The sequence below is a fragment of the Roseateles sp. genome (assembly GCF_965229315.1).
Lineage (GTDB): Bacteria > Pseudomonadota > Gammaproteobacteria > Burkholderiales > Burkholderiaceae_C > Pelomonas.
Window position 1 is genome coordinate 2,768,528 of record NZ_CBDDJA010000002.1, and the last position, 12,596, is coordinate 2,781,123.

Below are 12,596 nucleotides of genomic sequence, written 5' to 3' on the forward strand. Positions count from 1 at the left end.
TCCACTCGCAGCCCGCGGCCCTCCAATCGCCGCCTCGCCACTGAGGCGCCGCGTTGAACCCTGCTGGGCTGTCGTGGCTGCCTGCTGCAAGTTCTAGCCCGGTTGGGCGCCCGACCGAAAAGCCTGCCTCGCGAAAGCGGACAGGCTTTTTTCTTGTGCGCTCAGCATGCGCGTTCGAACGCCCGGGCCAGGGTAGTGCCCGGTGCTGAGTACGGGTCGGGAACGACGGTTCATCCGACACTGGCGCTTCCTCACCCCGGTCGCCGACCGCCAACGTGCGCAGCAACCGCTCATGACCCCCGCTTCTCTTCTCGTGACGCTTGCGCTGGCCTTGGCCGGCACTGCCTTCGCCGCCGACGGCAAGCGCATCGCCATCACCATTGATGACCTGCCCGCCGCGTCCGCGACGCCGATGGCCGTGACCGAGGCCGTCCGGCTCAACCAGCGCTTGCTCTCCGCGTTGCAACGCCACGGCGCCAAGGCGATCGGGTTCGTCAATGAGGACCGGCTGCTCGTGCCGGGCCAGGTCGACGCAGGCGTGGCGATCCTCGAATCGTGGCTCGATGCCGGCATGGAGCTGGGCAACCACAACTTCGGTCACCTGGGGCTGTGGCAATCGCCCAGGGACGCCGTCGAGGCCGCGGTGCTCAAGGGCGACGTGCTGACGCGCTGGGTGACCGGCCGGCGCCAGGCGCCGCTGCGCTACTACCGCCATCCGTACACCCAGACGGGCAAGAACGAAGCAGAGCGGGAAGCGTTCGAGGCCTTCCTCGCAGCCCACGGCTACACCGTCGCGCCGATGACCATCGACCACGACGACTACGTCTTCGCCTGCGTGTACGACCGGCTGGACGGCACCGACCAGGCCGAGCGTCGGCGTGTCGTCGAGCAAGAGTACGACGCGCATCTGCGCGAATCGGTCAAGACCTTCGAGACCATGGCGCAGGAGCTGTTCGGCCGCCAGATTCCGCAGGTCCTGCTGATCCATGCGAACCGGCTCAACGCGGACACACTGGACCGGTCGCTGGCAACGCTCGCCGCGCTCGGCTACACCTTCGTGCCACTGGACGAGGCGCTGCGCGACGACGCCTACCGCTCACCCGAACGGGCCAGCGGGCGCTTCGGCCCGTCGTGGCTCGCCCGCTGGGCGCGCGCTCGGGGTGTGAAGCTCACCGTCTACGGCCAGCCGGACCCGCAGGGGCAGACGGCACAGTGGCATGGGCAGCTTTGCGGGCGGTGAGCCGCAAAGCTCACCGCCATGGAGGCGGACGGCATGTCACGGAACGGCCCGCCAGGAGGGCTGCGCTTCAGCGGGTGACGCGGCTGCGTCAGGCGTCAAAGCTTGGGAAAAGAATCGACGCGGGCAATCCATCCCTTGAGGTATTTGCCCAACTCAGGTCGTCGGGCCACAAGATCGTTGTAGTACTTCTTGCGGCCGTCCTTGTATTTGGCGTAAACGACCTTTTGATCCGCCTTGTTCAACGCCGTGAGCGTGGCAGGCGTCCAATTGCTGCTGAGTGACACCTTCGGCGAAGCGCCAAGGTCGTTGAGGGTGCTCTGCAGCAACTTGATCGCGTCTCCCGCATATCCCTCGGCATAGAAGTCGAACACGACATTCGCCAGCTCCTGCAACGCGATCTGATCACCAGCGACTTTGTCCCACTCGGTCGCCTTGTGAATGATGCCGGCCTGGGCATCGGAAAGCGCCTTCAGGTTGTCCAGCGTAGGCGGGATGCCCAGCAACTCCTTGGAGGTCTGCTGAAACCGCTGCATCGTGACCCCTTTGTTCATGGCGCCACCTGGATCCGCTGGATCATCGACAAAACCTCCCGCATGCTTGAGAAACGTTGGGAAGAATGCGTCGAAGCTGGCCGCCCACGCGGGGGACACAGGGCCAACCGCCAACGCCGTGGCGAGCACCATTCTTTGCAAGCCTGTCTTCATCGATTCTCCGGATCAGTTCATGGGCACAGCAACAATGCTGCGGTTCGAAAAAGAATACGAGCGCGGCGCTGGGCGACGCCCGTCGCGCAGGCCGCAGCCGTGACGAAGGAACGGGAAGTCGACGCAGGCGTCGCAAGCCACTTTGGCCGCGTGCAGACTGACCGCGGCGACACGACGTGAATCCGGGTCGAGCGATACTCGACTGTCCTGATCCATCAAACCGCTGGCCCACCGAATCGCGGCGCTGCCCGGCGCGCGCCTGGTGGGTGAGGCCAGCAGCGAAGCCGAAGCACTGGCGCTCGTTCTGCGCACGCGATGTCACCGGGGCTCGGCTGCACAGTCAATATCGCCCTCAGAAATGGCGCAGACCCCCTCAAAAGTCAGGATGACGCGAGACGCCACGCTCCTTAAAACGCCATCTCCGCATCGACGGGAGGCGCCCCAAATGAGCGACGCTGGTGATCTCGACAAGCTCGTGGCGTCGGGCGATGGCGGCCTACCGCTGACAGCGGAGGCCCTCGACGCCTGGCTGTCCGCCGCGTACACGGTGTACCGATTTCAGTTCAAGGTCGAACCCGTGGGCGACGAACGCGGTGTGCAGGAGGCGCTCAAGGCGCTGCCGGGCGATTGGCCGGGCTACCTGAAAGCCGTCTTCACACAGTTCGACCGCGTCGCGCTGGATGCCCGGACGGCGGCGCAGAGTTCCTACAGGCAGGAGCGCGCGCAGTTCGCGAAGACGGCCCGGGAACTGGTCGATGCGCACCAGCAATTGATCCACCTGCAGAGCGACGCCAACAAGGCGTTCGACAATTTTCAGCGCCTGAGCGCCTCCGTGTCACCGGACAACCTCCGGATCACGGCCGGCTTGCGTGCGATCCTGCAGCAACTGTCGGCAGACAGCAGCCAGCACACGCCGGCCATCAAGGGCTGGGGGCTTTCCGCCCTGGCCATCGGCGCAGCGGTCGCGATCGGGTGGGCGCTGCTCCTCCAGGCATGAAGCCATCTTGCGGCGACGCCTCGTGTGCGGCCTGGCCTGCCGATCGCCCGGGTAAACCATCTGACTGAAACGAGCGGGTCAAGTTATCTTTATTGAACCGTCGTTTCATTTTATAGAATCCGTGACTTCCTCTTCCACGACCCGGCAGCGGCCGGTGTCGATTGCCGCGCTGGGCGAGTGCATGCTGGAACTGCAAGGCCCCGCCTTCGGCACACTGCGCCAGACGTTCGGCGGCGACACGCTGAACACCGCCGTCTACCTCGCCCGCTGCGGCGGTGGCGCGCTGCGCGTGCACTACGCGACCGCGCTGGGCGACGACAGCCTCAGCGCCGGCCTGCTGCAGCGCTGGGCGGCCGAGGGCGTGCTGACCGGCCTGGTGCAGCGCCTGCCCGGCCGCGTACCGGGGCTGTACCTGATCGAGCTGGACGAGGGCGGCGAGCGGCGCTTCCACTACTGGCGCGGCCAGGCTGCCGCGCGGGCGTACTTCGACACCGCCACGACGGCGCTGGAGGCCCAGGCCGACGGGCTGGACGCGCTCTACCTGTCCGGCATCAGCCTGGCCATCCTGCCGGACGCCGGCCGCGAACGCGTGCTGGCGTTGATGGCGCGCATGCGCGCCCGCGGCGCGCTGGTGGCGTTCGACAACAACTTCCGCCCGCGCCTGTGGCCCTCGATTGCCGAGGCGCGGCACTGGTACGAGCGTGCCTTTGCCAGCGCCTCGCTGGCCCTCGTCACCGCCGACGACCACCAGTCGCTGCATGGCCTGCCGACGCTGGAGGCCGCCGTCGCGGCCACTCAGGCCCTGCCGGTGGCCGAGATCGCCATCAAGCGCGGCGCGCTGCCCACGCTCGTGGGCGACGGTGACACCTGGCAGGAGGTGGCGACCGAAGCCGTGCCCCGCGTCGTCGACACGACCGCCGCCGGCGACTCCTTCGCCGCCGGCTACCTCGCCCGGCGCCTGCGCGGCGACGCACCGGCCGAGGCCGCAGCCTTCGGCAACCGGCTGGCGGCACGCGTCATCCAGCATCCGGGCGCGCTGATCCCGCGCGAGGCGATGCAAGACCTGCTGGCCGCCTGATGCGCCGCCGACTGCTGCTCACGCTGGCCGCCCTGGCCGCCACCAGCCTGTGCCGCGCCCAGGGCGGCACACCGCTGCATCCCGCCACCTACGTGCATGCCGGCTGGGCGCAAACCACCGGCGGCCAGGGCGGGCGCATCGTCCGCGTGACGACGCTGGCGGCCGACGGCCCCGGCAGCCTGAAGGCCGCGCTGGACATGCCGGGGCCGCGCATCGTCGTCTTCGAGGTGGGCGGCGTCATCGACCTGGGCGGCAAGAGCCTGCGCCTGCGCGAAGGCCGCGTCACCATCGCCGGCCAGACCGCACCCGACCCCGGCATCACGCTCGTCAAGGGCGGGCTGGACGTGTCGGCGCGGGACGTCGTCATCCAGCACCTCAGCATCCGCCCCGGCGCCTACGGCCGCGCCAAACGCAGCGGCAACGACCACGACGGCCTGTCCACCGGGGACGGCGCGGCGCGCGTCATCGTCGACCACTGCACGTTCTCCTGGGCCACCGACGAGAACCTCTCCGCCAGCGGCCACCGCTTCGACGGCGCCACGCCCGACGACTGGCGCGCCAGCACCTCGCACGCCATCACCTACAGCCACAACCTCGTCTACGAAGGCCTGGGCGAGTCGGTGCATGCGAAGGGCGAACACAGCAAGGGCAGCCTCATCCACGACAACGTCACGCAGATCCTGCTGCTGGGCAACGTCTACGCGTCCAACCGCGAGCGCAACGCGCTGTTCAAGGGCGGCGCGTGGGGCGCGATGGTCAACAACCTCGTCTACAACCCCGGTGGCAAGGCGGCGCACTACAACCTCGTCGCGCACGAGTGGCAGGGCCGGCCGTACCAGACCGGCCGCATCACGCTGGCCGGCAACGTCTACCGCGCCGGGCCGGGTACGGCCGAGAAGCTGCCCTTCTTCACGCTCGGCGGCGCGGGCGACGTGGAGCTGTTCGAGCAGGACAACCTCGCCTTCGACCGCCAAGGCCAGCCACTGCCCATCACCGGCCGCTACACCGCCAGCAACGCGCAGATCGTGCCGGTGCGCGAGGCCTACCTGCCGCCGGGACTCGCATGGGTGCCGCCGCGCGAACTGGAAAAGCTGCTGCCGCTGTATGCCGGCGCCCGCCCCTGGGCGCGCGATCCGCTGGACTACAAGCTGCTGTCCGACATCGCCGAGGACCGCGGCCAGCTCATCGACGACGAGACGCAGAACAACCCGGCCGGCCTGCCAGTGCGCAAAGCCGTGCGGCGCGCGTTCGTCGAGGCGGACTGGAACCTCGCCGACGTGAGCCCCAGGGCGGGCTGGCCGTCGCTGTTCCGGCAGGTCGCGCAGTGACATGCCCTCAGATGCCGGGATAGCGCGCCAGCGCCTGCGTCCATTCCGGCTGCTGGCGCGCGCGCTGCAGTCCCTGGTTGAGCCGCTGCATCAATTCCGGCCGCCGCGCCAGCAGGTGCTTGCCGACAAACACGTGCACCGGGCCGTGCGCGAGGTCCAGCACGATCTCCGGCGCCTCGCCGGGCTGGCGCGTTGCGCGATGCAGCAGCGTGGCGGGCTCGTCGATGACGTAGTCCACGCGCCGGGCCCGCAGCGCCGACAGCGTCAAGTCGTTCGCATACAGGGGCACCAGCAGGCGCGCCAGTTCGGGGTCTTCCAGCGCGCGGCGTACCGAAGCCGGAAACACCACGCCGCGGATGAAACCCACCTTCACCGCCCTGCCCTTCAGGTCGGACAGTCGGCGCGGTGCCGACGCGCCGCCGCCAAGCGCGAACAGCGCCAGCCGTTCATGTCGGTAGGGTTGCGTGAAATCGCCGAACGCCAGCCGCTCCGTCGAATGCGTGGCCGAGGGCACGAGATCCTGCTCGCCCTGCGCCACGTCCTGCATCTGACGCGCCCAAGGGCGCTTCATCCACTGCAGGCGTTCGCCAGCGGCTTGCGCCATCAACTCCAGCAGTTCCACGTCCAGCCCCTGCGGCGCGCCCGTGCTCGTCTTGACCTGGAACGGCGGATAGTCGCTCCAACCGATGCGCAGCGCCGCCCTGTCCTCGCCCCACGCCACGAGCGGCAGCGCCAGGGGCAGCAGGCAGGCGTCGCGGCGGGTCAGGCTCATGAATGCGGTTTATCGGCGAGTTCCGGCCCGACTCTCTCACAACTGCTGACAACGGATTGTTTCTGATGGCCGTGAGCACCCGCCGCCACCTGCTTGCCAGCGCCGCCCTGTGGCCGCTGCTCGGCCGCGCCGACGGGCTGGACGACACGATCGCCCGCGCGCGGCAGCAGTGGCGGCCGCGCCTGGCCTGGCGGCCCGACGCCGGCTGGCGCGCCGAGGCGCTGGCCGCGGCGCGGCGCGGCGGTCCATGCTGCAGCCGGGCGACGACGGCAGCGGCTTCGCCACCGACCTGGGCGCCGAGGAAGACCGCGGCAATCACGTCGCGCAGGCCCTGACACTGCGCGGCGCGCTGGGCGACCGCGTTCCCGCGCTGCTGCTGCGCCCGCACGGCGCCGGCCCGCACCCGGCCGTGCTGCTGCTGCACGACCACGGCGCGCGCTTCGACATCGGCAAGGAGAAGCTGGTCCGCCCGCTCGCCACCGCGCCGGCCGCCACCCGGGACACGGCGCAAGCGTGGGCGCAGCGCTACTTCGGCGGCGGCTTCGTCGGCGACGCCCTGGTGGCCGCCGGCTTCGCCGTGCTGGCCATCGACGCGCTGGGCTGGGGCGAGCGCGCCCGCCCCGGCTTCGCCAAGGACGACCAGCAGGCGCTGGCCAACCACCTCATGCAGCTGGGCCACAGCTGGGCCGGCCTCATCGCCAGCGACGACCTGCGCGCGCACCGCTGGCTGCGCGAGCGCGCCGACATCGACGCCCGCCGCGTGGCGGTGCTGGGCTTCTCGATGGGCGCGTTGCGCGCCTGGCAGCTCGCGGCCGTCTGCGAGGAGGTCTCGGCCTGCGTCGCCGCGCACTGGATGTGCACCCGCGACGGCCTGCTGCGCGCGGGCGAGCACACGCTGCAGGGCCAGTCGGCGTTCAGCATGCTGCACCCGGGTTTGGCCGCGGACTTGGACCACCCCGATGTGGCCGCGCTGATCGCACCGCGCCCGCTGCTGCTGTTCGGTTCGCCCGACGACAAGCTGTTCCCGTGGGACGCGACGCAGGCCGCCTGGCAACGGCTGAGCCGCGCCTGGGGCTCGTCGCCCCGCCTGCGCACCGTGACGACCGCAGGCGGCCATCGCTTCGACCTGCCGCAACAGCAGGCGGCTGCCGCATGGCTGCGCCAACAAGGTTGAGGATGAACGGCGGGCGCCGGTGATGCCCGGGTGCTGGCCGGCGTCAAACTCCACCGGCCCGCCCACCACCGGATCGCCCGCCATGAACGAACTGCTTGCCGCCTACCGCTACACCAGCAACAACTGGGCGCAGATCGAGGCCAGCCAGGTCTGCGGCTGCTGCCACTGCGTGGAACTCTTCAAGCCCGACGACATCGTCGGCTGGACCGGGCTGACGATGGACAACATGGACGACCCCCAGGCCATCGGCCAGCAGACCGCCATGTGCCCGCGCTGCGGCAGCGAGGCCGTGCTGGGCGACGGCTGCGGCTTCCCGATCAATGCGAACTTCCTGGCACGCATGAACGAGGCGTGGTTTCAGCGGACGATGATTCATCGGCCCAGGCAGCAGACTTGACCTGGCGTTCGCGAGACCGCTTGTGCTCACAAACTGGTTGGTCGCCTAACTTACTCTTGCTTGATGGTGAGTACGGTGCCGGGAGCTCGCCCCGGCGGGCGACCTACTTTCTTGTCCGCACAAGAAAGTAGGCAAAGAAAGCGCCCCGGAAAAACCGCCCCTGTCGGGGTGCCCTGCGCTGCTCGAACGACGAGGCCCGCGCTCAACTCGCGCCGCTACGCTCTGCTCAAACAGTAGCGCGGAGTCAGTTCTTGAAGTTCGCTGCGCGAACGCCTCGCCGTCCTGTGCTGCTCGGCGGTTTTTAAGGGGGAATGCGCAAAGCCCCTCGGCTCGGCTGCGCCGTAGCCGCGGTCAACGCCACCGATCGCGTCGCCCGAGCGACGCTGCATTGCTCGACTCGTGAGCCCGGCGTGCAGCCGCGCGTTGGGCGGTGCCCCACGGCGATCAGCGCAGGTCGTGACATGTCATGTGCGAGAGCGCAGCGGCTCGCTTCTGCGCACAACACCACCGCCCGTTTCGCGCGCCGCTGATGGCGGCGCCGCGGTCGTGTGCGGTTCAGGGCCTCTTCTTTGGTGACTTTCTTCTGGCCCCGCAGAAGAAAGTTACTCCGCCGCCGGGCGGGACTCCCGGCACCACAGCAGCCACCACGCAGGAGAAAGTAAAACCAGACACCTTAAGGCGCCAACGTCTTCGCGCCCACCATCTCCGGCCTCAACTTCACCAGCCCTTCCAGCACCATCTCCGAAAACACCGCCGCGCCCTTCGGCCCCAGATGCGTCCGATCAAACCGCGGCGGTGCCTCCGCCAGCGTGTCGGCCGCAGCCTGGCCCATCGCGCGGACTGCGTCGCTGCTGAGCGCGTTCAGGTCCAGCACCGGCACACCCTGCTCCGCGCCGACGCGAATGATGGCCTCCGCCCACGGCCGCAGGTCGTTGTCGAGCTGGCCGTTCTTGAACGTGCGACGCGTCAGCGGCGTCAGCAGCACGACGTCGGCGCCAGCAGCCCTGGCCTGCGTCACATAACGAGCCATGTTGGGTCCGAACTCGCTGGCAAGGTCGGTGGAGCGCTCGGGCTTGCCGGGCTGGTCGTTGTGGCCGAGCTGAATGAGCAGCAGCGTCTTCTGCCGCGTGTCGCCCGGCCCCCGCTCGTTGAGGAGCGCCAGCACGCTGTCCCACAGGCCCTCGGCGCGGTAGCTCTTGCTGGAGCGGCCGCCGCGCGCGAGGTTGATGCAGGCGACCTGCTGGAACCGCGCGCACAGCGCGTTGCCGTAGCCGCTGCGCGGCGCCATCGTCGAGTCGCCGACCAGGATGAGCCGGGGACCGGCAGGCGGCTGGCCCTGCGCATTCGCAAGGCCTGCCGCGAGAATCAGCGCGGCGGCCGCCAGCTTCATGGCGCCGGCACCCAGCCGCCCGGCGCGCCGGTGGCGATGGTGGAGTTCTGGAAGATCTCCGCGCGCGATGTCAGGCCGGCAGACGAGCCCAATTGCTTGGCCAGCTGGATGTTCGTCGGCACGTTGTTGACCTTGACCGAAGCGATGCCCAGTCGCGCGCCAACATCCAGCGGCGAACCGTTCAGGTCCATGCTGCCGAACTCACGCCAGCCCACCGCCTCGGTGGTGCCGCCATCGGCCGTGCCGGCCCACGACGGCGGGTTGCTGCCGCAGGTGCCCGTGCCGGTGCCGGTCTTGCTGGTACCGGTCCCCACGCACCAGCCTTCGGGCAGGATGTGCGGGCCCATCTTCGTGTTCACGAAAGCGATGTGGTCGGTGTAGGTCGTGGCCGTGGTGCCGCCGCTGCGGGCGAGATACGCCTGCGTCACGGCCGATTCGGCGGTCAGCGCGCTGTTCAGGAAGATGAAGCCCTTGTCGCCCGCCGTCGCGCGCGACTGCAGGATGAAGCCCGGGCTGCTGCTGGCGGTGTCGGCCACCGAGCGGATCTCGCAGTCCTCGAACAGGCTGGCCATCACACTGCCCCAGATGAAGTCCACGTTGCCGGCGATGAGCGACTGGTAGAACCAGGTGTAGCCCTTGAGCTGCAGCGTGTCCTGCTGGCTGAAGAAGTTCATCTGCTTGGCGACCAGGCGCGCCGCCGCGGCGGTGGTGCTGGTGTTGAAGTAGATCGTCTCGGCCTGGTTGTCCCACGAGGTGCTGCGCACGTGCGGGTTGGTCAGCGTGAAGTTCTGCAACGTCAGCAGGTCCGACGTCTCGATCAGGAACGAGGCACGCCCGCCGCCCAGCACGCGGTGGCCCACGGTCTTGCCCGAGGTGCTCAGCGCCGTGCCGGCAGACGCGCTGCTCGCGCCGCTGCCGGAGTTCAGCGACTCGAAGTTGACGTCGCCCACCACCACGCCGTCACGGCTCTCGCCGACGATGCTGAGGTTGGACACCTTGCGCAGGATGTTCATCTCCGCATAACGGCCGTTGCCCAGCGTGATGACCTTGGGCGTGGCCACCGTGTTGCAGCCGTAGCTGGCGGCACTGTTGGTGGAGCAGTACTTCATGACCCAGTTCAGCGCGCCCTGCAGCGTGCGGAAGTCGGCCGTGGAGCCGGTGTCATCCACGCGCAGCGAGGTATAGCTGGCGGGCGCGGCGCGGGTCGTGAACTTCCAGTTGTCGGCCTTGGCGATGCCGGCGAAGTTGGCGCCCTTGATGGTGCCGGCCAGCACGCCGGACTCCATCGTCACGTAGTACGTGGTGCCGAAGTCGAGCTTGTTGCTGTGCAGCTTGACGGTGGCGGTGCTGCCCTTGACCGTGACCGGGCGGTACCAGACGTAGCGCGCCCAGGTGGCGCCGTCGGGCATGGCGCCCAGGCCCAGCGCGTCGATCTCCAGGTTGGTGCGGGCCAGCACCGTCTGCGTGTCGGTGGCCGACGGCGCGGGGCTGACGTCGATGCTGTCCACCAGCACGTCGTCGCTGGCGCGATAGACGTTGATCTTGCCCGCCGTGCCGATGGCCGGCGTCGCGTCGAACGACAGCGAGAGGGCCGTGTCGGTGTGCACGCCCGTCTCATTGGCCGCGGGCACCTTGGTGCCGGCCACGTTGTCGACGTTGCCGTTGCCGCTGATCTGCGTCGTGAACTTGCCGGCGCCGGCCTGGGCCAGCGCGTTGGCCTTCACCAGCGCGACCGGGCGCGGCTTGTACGCGTAGCCGGGCGTGAACGGCGTGCCGGACTTGACGGTGCAGGCCCCCAACGGCGCGCCGTTGACCGTGGAGCCGCTGTCCTGGAACACGCCGGTCTGGTCGCTGCTCGGGTACATCACGACGCTGTCGCAACCCGTGGCGCCGTCGATGGCGAAGACGTTGCTGTGCGAAATGACGTTGCCCTGCTTGCCCAGGCCGATGCTGTACAGATGCGGGTAGGGGTTGGCCGTCTTGCTGCCGACGAAGTAGTTGTTGAAGACGTGCACCTGGCCGAAGCGCACGCGCGGCACGCGCTGACCGGTGCCGTCGAACACGTTGTTGGCGATGGTCACGCGCAGCTTGCCGGCGTCGCTGGTCAGGCTGTCGGAGCCGCCGATCAGCATGGACTTGTCATGCTGCGTGACGACGTTGTAGGAGACGGTGATCAGGTCCGCGCCCTTGGTGATGTCGATGGCACCATCGTGGCATTGCTTGATCTTGCCGTTCTCGATGGGCAGCGTGTCGTCGGTGACGGGCGCGTCGGTGATGGTGTTGCGGTCGATCCAGACCTGCGTGGCGGTGACGATGCCGATGGCGTCGTACTGCGAGTTCCAGTTGCCTAAAGCGCCGTCGGTCGGGTCCCACACGGGGCCCACGTCGCAGGGCGCGACGATGTGCAGGTTGCGCACGATGACCTGGCTGACGCTGGTGATGTCGATCCACGCGTTGACGAAGCCGGCGCCGGGGCCTTCGCCGATCAGCGTGGTGTTGCTCGTGAGCCTGATGCGGGCACGCACCTTCTGGTCGGCCGTGTTCGCGAACGGCGTGCCCTCGGTCATGTCGATGGTGCCGGCCACCTTGATGATCTTGGCCGCATTGCCGGCGTTGGCCAGCGCGTTGAGCAGCTCGGCGCGGTTGCGCACGGTGTAGATGTGGTCGGGCGTGGCGGCACTGCCGCCCACGGTGCCGGCACCCCAGCCGTCGGCCGGGGCGACCTGCAGCGCGGGATCGGTGGCCGCCGAGACCGCAAAGCCGGGCAGGCTCAGCAGCGCGGCGACGGCGGCAGCCGCGGCAAGCTGTTGGATGGACTTCATGCGGCCCTCCTGGCGCGACGCAGCATCAGCAGGCCCAGGCCTGCGCCCAGCAGCACGACGGAGGCAGGCTCGGGCACGGCGGCGACGTTGATCTGCGCGGTGAAGCTGCCGAACTCGGTGGTGAAGCTCAGGTTGCTGAACGTGACGCTCACGCTGTGGTCGTTGACGACCTGGTAGCTGATGCTGCCGCCGTTGATGCCGCTCACGTCCAGCGCGGCAAAGCCGGTGATGGGCTGCGCCAGGCCTGCGAAGCTGAAGCTCAGCGTGTAGCTGCCGGGCAGCGCCGTGCCGCCGGTGTTGTTCCAGATCTCGACATGGCCGTCGGCAAAGAAGTCGATGGCCACGGCCGTGTCCCGCGTCAGGTACTCCAGGTCGGCCGGCGCGAGCGCGGTCACGTTGCTGCCGGGCTCGTCCGCGAACAGGTGGTCCAGCCCCAGCAGCGCGGTGGCGGCGCCGCTGGCGGTCCCGGTGATGAGGGTGCCGGCCGGCAGCGCGTCGGCGGCGCGGGCGGTGCTGGCCGCGAGCAATGCAGCGGCCAGGACCGCCAGGGTCTTGTGGGTCTTCATGGGCTTGTCTCCGTGAGTGAGCCTGACCCACCGTCCCGAAGGAAGGCAGCCGGCCCGGTTTTATGTACGGGAAGAAAAACAGGGGCACAGACTGCGGTCCGTGCCCCTGGTGTCGCTAGGCCATCGCT

Annotated in this window: 12 protein-coding genes; 7 read left to right on the plus strand and 5 right to left on the minus strand. The window is 69.0% G+C overall.

Annotation, left to right across the window (positions count from 1 at the left end):
* Nucleotides 1-292: 292 nt before the first annotated feature.
* Nucleotides 293-1,240: a polysaccharide deacetylase family protein gene (locus ACO07H_RS17725; protein WP_422016535.1), complete on the plus strand. Its 948-nt coding sequence runs from the start codon at nucleotides 293-295 to the stop codon at nucleotides 1,238-1,240.
* Nucleotides 1,241-1,335: 95 nt separating this feature from the next.
* On the opposite strand, the gene ACO07H_RS17730 is transcribed toward ACO07H_RS17725, so the two are convergent.
* Complete coding sequence (locus ACO07H_RS17730; RefSeq protein ID WP_422016537.1) at nucleotides 1,336-1,944, minus strand: glycoside hydrolase family 108 protein; 609 nt, start codon at nucleotides 1,942-1,944, stop codon at nucleotides 1,336-1,338.
* Nucleotides 1,945-2,389: 445 nt separating this feature from the next.
* Here ACO07H_RS17730 and ACO07H_RS17735 point away from each other — a divergent pair, with 445 nt between their 5' ends.
* The 3 genes from ACO07H_RS17735 (at nucleotide 2,390) to ACO07H_RS17745 (ending at nucleotide 5,347) form a co-directional block, all read left to right on the plus strand.
* Nucleotides 2,390-2,941, plus strand: a complete 552-nt coding sequence (locus ACO07H_RS17735; protein WP_422016539.1) for a hypothetical protein — start codon at nucleotides 2,390-2,392, stop codon at nucleotides 2,939-2,941.
* A 121-nt stretch (nucleotides 2,942-3,062) separates the two neighbouring features.
* A complete protein-coding gene (locus ACO07H_RS17740; RefSeq protein WP_422016541.1) occupies nucleotides 3,063-4,019 on the plus strand; it encodes a sugar kinase in 957 nt (318 codons plus the stop codon).
* Nucleotides 4,019-5,347 (plus strand): pectate lyase family protein, encoded by a 1,329-nt coding sequence (locus tag ACO07H_RS17745; RefSeq protein ID WP_422016543.1) that lies wholly within the window; start codon nucleotides 4,019-4,021, stop codon nucleotides 5,345-5,347. The genes ACO07H_RS17740 and ACO07H_RS17745 overlap by 1 nt, the downstream gene beginning before the upstream one ends.
* A gap of 7 nt (nucleotides 5,348-5,354) precedes the next feature.
* Here ACO07H_RS17745 and ACO07H_RS17750 read toward each other — a convergent pair whose 3' ends face one another.
* The gene (locus ACO07H_RS17750) at nucleotides 5,355-6,119 is read right to left on the minus strand and encodes a substrate-binding periplasmic protein (RefSeq protein ID WP_422016545.1); all 765 of its coding nucleotides are present in this window, start codon (nucleotides 6,117-6,119) and stop codon (nucleotides 5,355-5,357) included.
* Nucleotides 6,120-6,184: 65 nt separating this feature from the next.
* Between ACO07H_RS17750 and ACO07H_RS17755 the strand changes: the two genes are divergently transcribed.
* From ACO07H_RS17755 to ACO07H_RS17765, 3 genes are all read left to right on the plus strand, one after another.
* Nucleotides 6,185-6,454: a hypothetical protein gene (locus ACO07H_RS17755; protein ID WP_422016547.1), complete on the plus strand. Its 270-nt coding sequence runs from the start codon at nucleotides 6,185-6,187 to the stop codon at nucleotides 6,452-6,454.
* On the plus strand, nucleotides 6,367-7,293 hold the full coding sequence (locus ACO07H_RS17760) for an alpha/beta hydrolase family protein (RefSeq protein WP_422016549.1): 927 nt from the start codon (nucleotides 6,367-6,369) through the stop codon (nucleotides 7,291-7,293). Before ACO07H_RS17755 ends, ACO07H_RS17760 begins: the two co-directional genes overlap by 88 nt.
* 82 nt (nucleotides 7,294-7,375) lie before the next feature.
* Nucleotides 7,376-7,690 (plus strand): hypothetical protein, encoded by a 315-nt coding sequence (locus tag ACO07H_RS17765; RefSeq protein WP_422016551.1) that lies wholly within the window; start codon nucleotides 7,376-7,378, stop codon nucleotides 7,688-7,690.
* A 673-nt stretch (nucleotides 7,691-8,363) separates the two neighbouring features.
* On the opposite strand, the gene ACO07H_RS17770 is transcribed toward ACO07H_RS17765, so the two are convergent.
* The 3 genes from ACO07H_RS17770 to ACO07H_RS17780 are packed head-to-tail and all read right to left on the minus strand — an operon-like array spanning nucleotide 8,364 to nucleotide 12,468.
* Nucleotides 8,364-9,080 (minus strand): rhamnogalacturonan acetylesterase, encoded by a 717-nt coding sequence (locus ACO07H_RS17770; RefSeq protein ID WP_422016553.1) that lies wholly within the window; start codon nucleotides 9,078-9,080, stop codon nucleotides 8,364-8,366.
* Nucleotides 9,077-11,902 carry a pectinesterase family protein gene (locus ACO07H_RS17775; RefSeq protein WP_422016555.1) on the minus strand — a complete coding sequence of 942 codons (2,826 nt, stop codon included), beginning with the start codon at nucleotides 11,900-11,902 and terminating at the stop codon, nucleotides 9,077-9,079. Before ACO07H_RS17775 ends, ACO07H_RS17770 begins: the two co-directional genes overlap by 4 nt.
* A complete protein-coding gene (locus ACO07H_RS17780) occupies nucleotides 11,899-12,468 on the minus strand; it encodes a PEP-CTERM sorting domain-containing protein (protein WP_422016557.1) in 570 nt (189 codons plus the stop codon). Before ACO07H_RS17780 ends, ACO07H_RS17775 begins: the two co-directional genes overlap by 4 nt.
* Between the last annotated feature and the right edge of the window lie 128 nt (nucleotides 12,469-12,596).

What these genes read in the sequence shown, in the direction of transcription:
- ACO07H_RS17725 (WP_422016535.1), top strand. Translation starts at nt 293, where the DNA reads ATGACCCCCGCTTCTCTTCTCGTGACGCTTGCGCTGGCCTTGGCCGGC.
- ACO07H_RS17730 (WP_422016537.1), bottom strand. Translation starts at nt 1,944, where the DNA reads ATGAAGACAGGCTTGCAAAGAATGGTGCTCGCCACGGCGTTGGCGGTT.
- ACO07H_RS17735 (WP_422016539.1), top strand. Translation starts at nt 2,390, where the DNA reads ATGAGCGACGCTGGTGATCTCGACAAGCTCGTGGCGTCGGGCGATGGC.
- ACO07H_RS17745 (WP_422016543.1), top strand. Translation starts at nt 4,019, where the DNA reads ATGCGCCGCCGACTGCTGCTCACGCTGGCCGCCCTGGCCGCCACCAGC.
- ACO07H_RS17750 (WP_422016545.1), bottom strand. Translation starts at nt 6,119, where the DNA reads ATGAGCCTGACCCGCCGCGACGCCTGCCTGCTGCCCCTGGCGCTGCCG.
- ACO07H_RS17755 (WP_422016547.1), top strand. Translation starts at nt 6,185, where the DNA reads ATGGCCGTGAGCACCCGCCGCCACCTGCTTGCCAGCGCCGCCCTGTGG.
- ACO07H_RS17760 (WP_422016549.1), top strand. Translation starts at nt 6,367, where the DNA reads ATGCTGCAGCCGGGCGACGACGGCAGCGGCTTCGCCACCGACCTGGGC.
- ACO07H_RS17765 (WP_422016551.1), top strand. Translation starts at nt 7,376, where the DNA reads ATGAACGAACTGCTTGCCGCCTACCGCTACACCAGCAACAACTGGGCG.
- ACO07H_RS17770 (WP_422016553.1), bottom strand. Translation starts at nt 9,080, where the DNA reads ATGAAGCTGGCGGCCGCCGCGCTGATTCTCGCGGCAGGCCTTGCGAAT.
- ACO07H_RS17775 (WP_422016555.1), bottom strand. Translation starts at nt 11,902, where the DNA reads ATGAAGTCCATCCAACAGCTTGCCGCGGCTGCCGCCGTCGCCGCGCTG.
- ACO07H_RS17780 (WP_422016557.1), bottom strand. Translation starts at nt 12,468, where the DNA reads ATGAAGACCCACAAGACCCTGGCGGTCCTGGCCGCTGCATTGCTCGCG.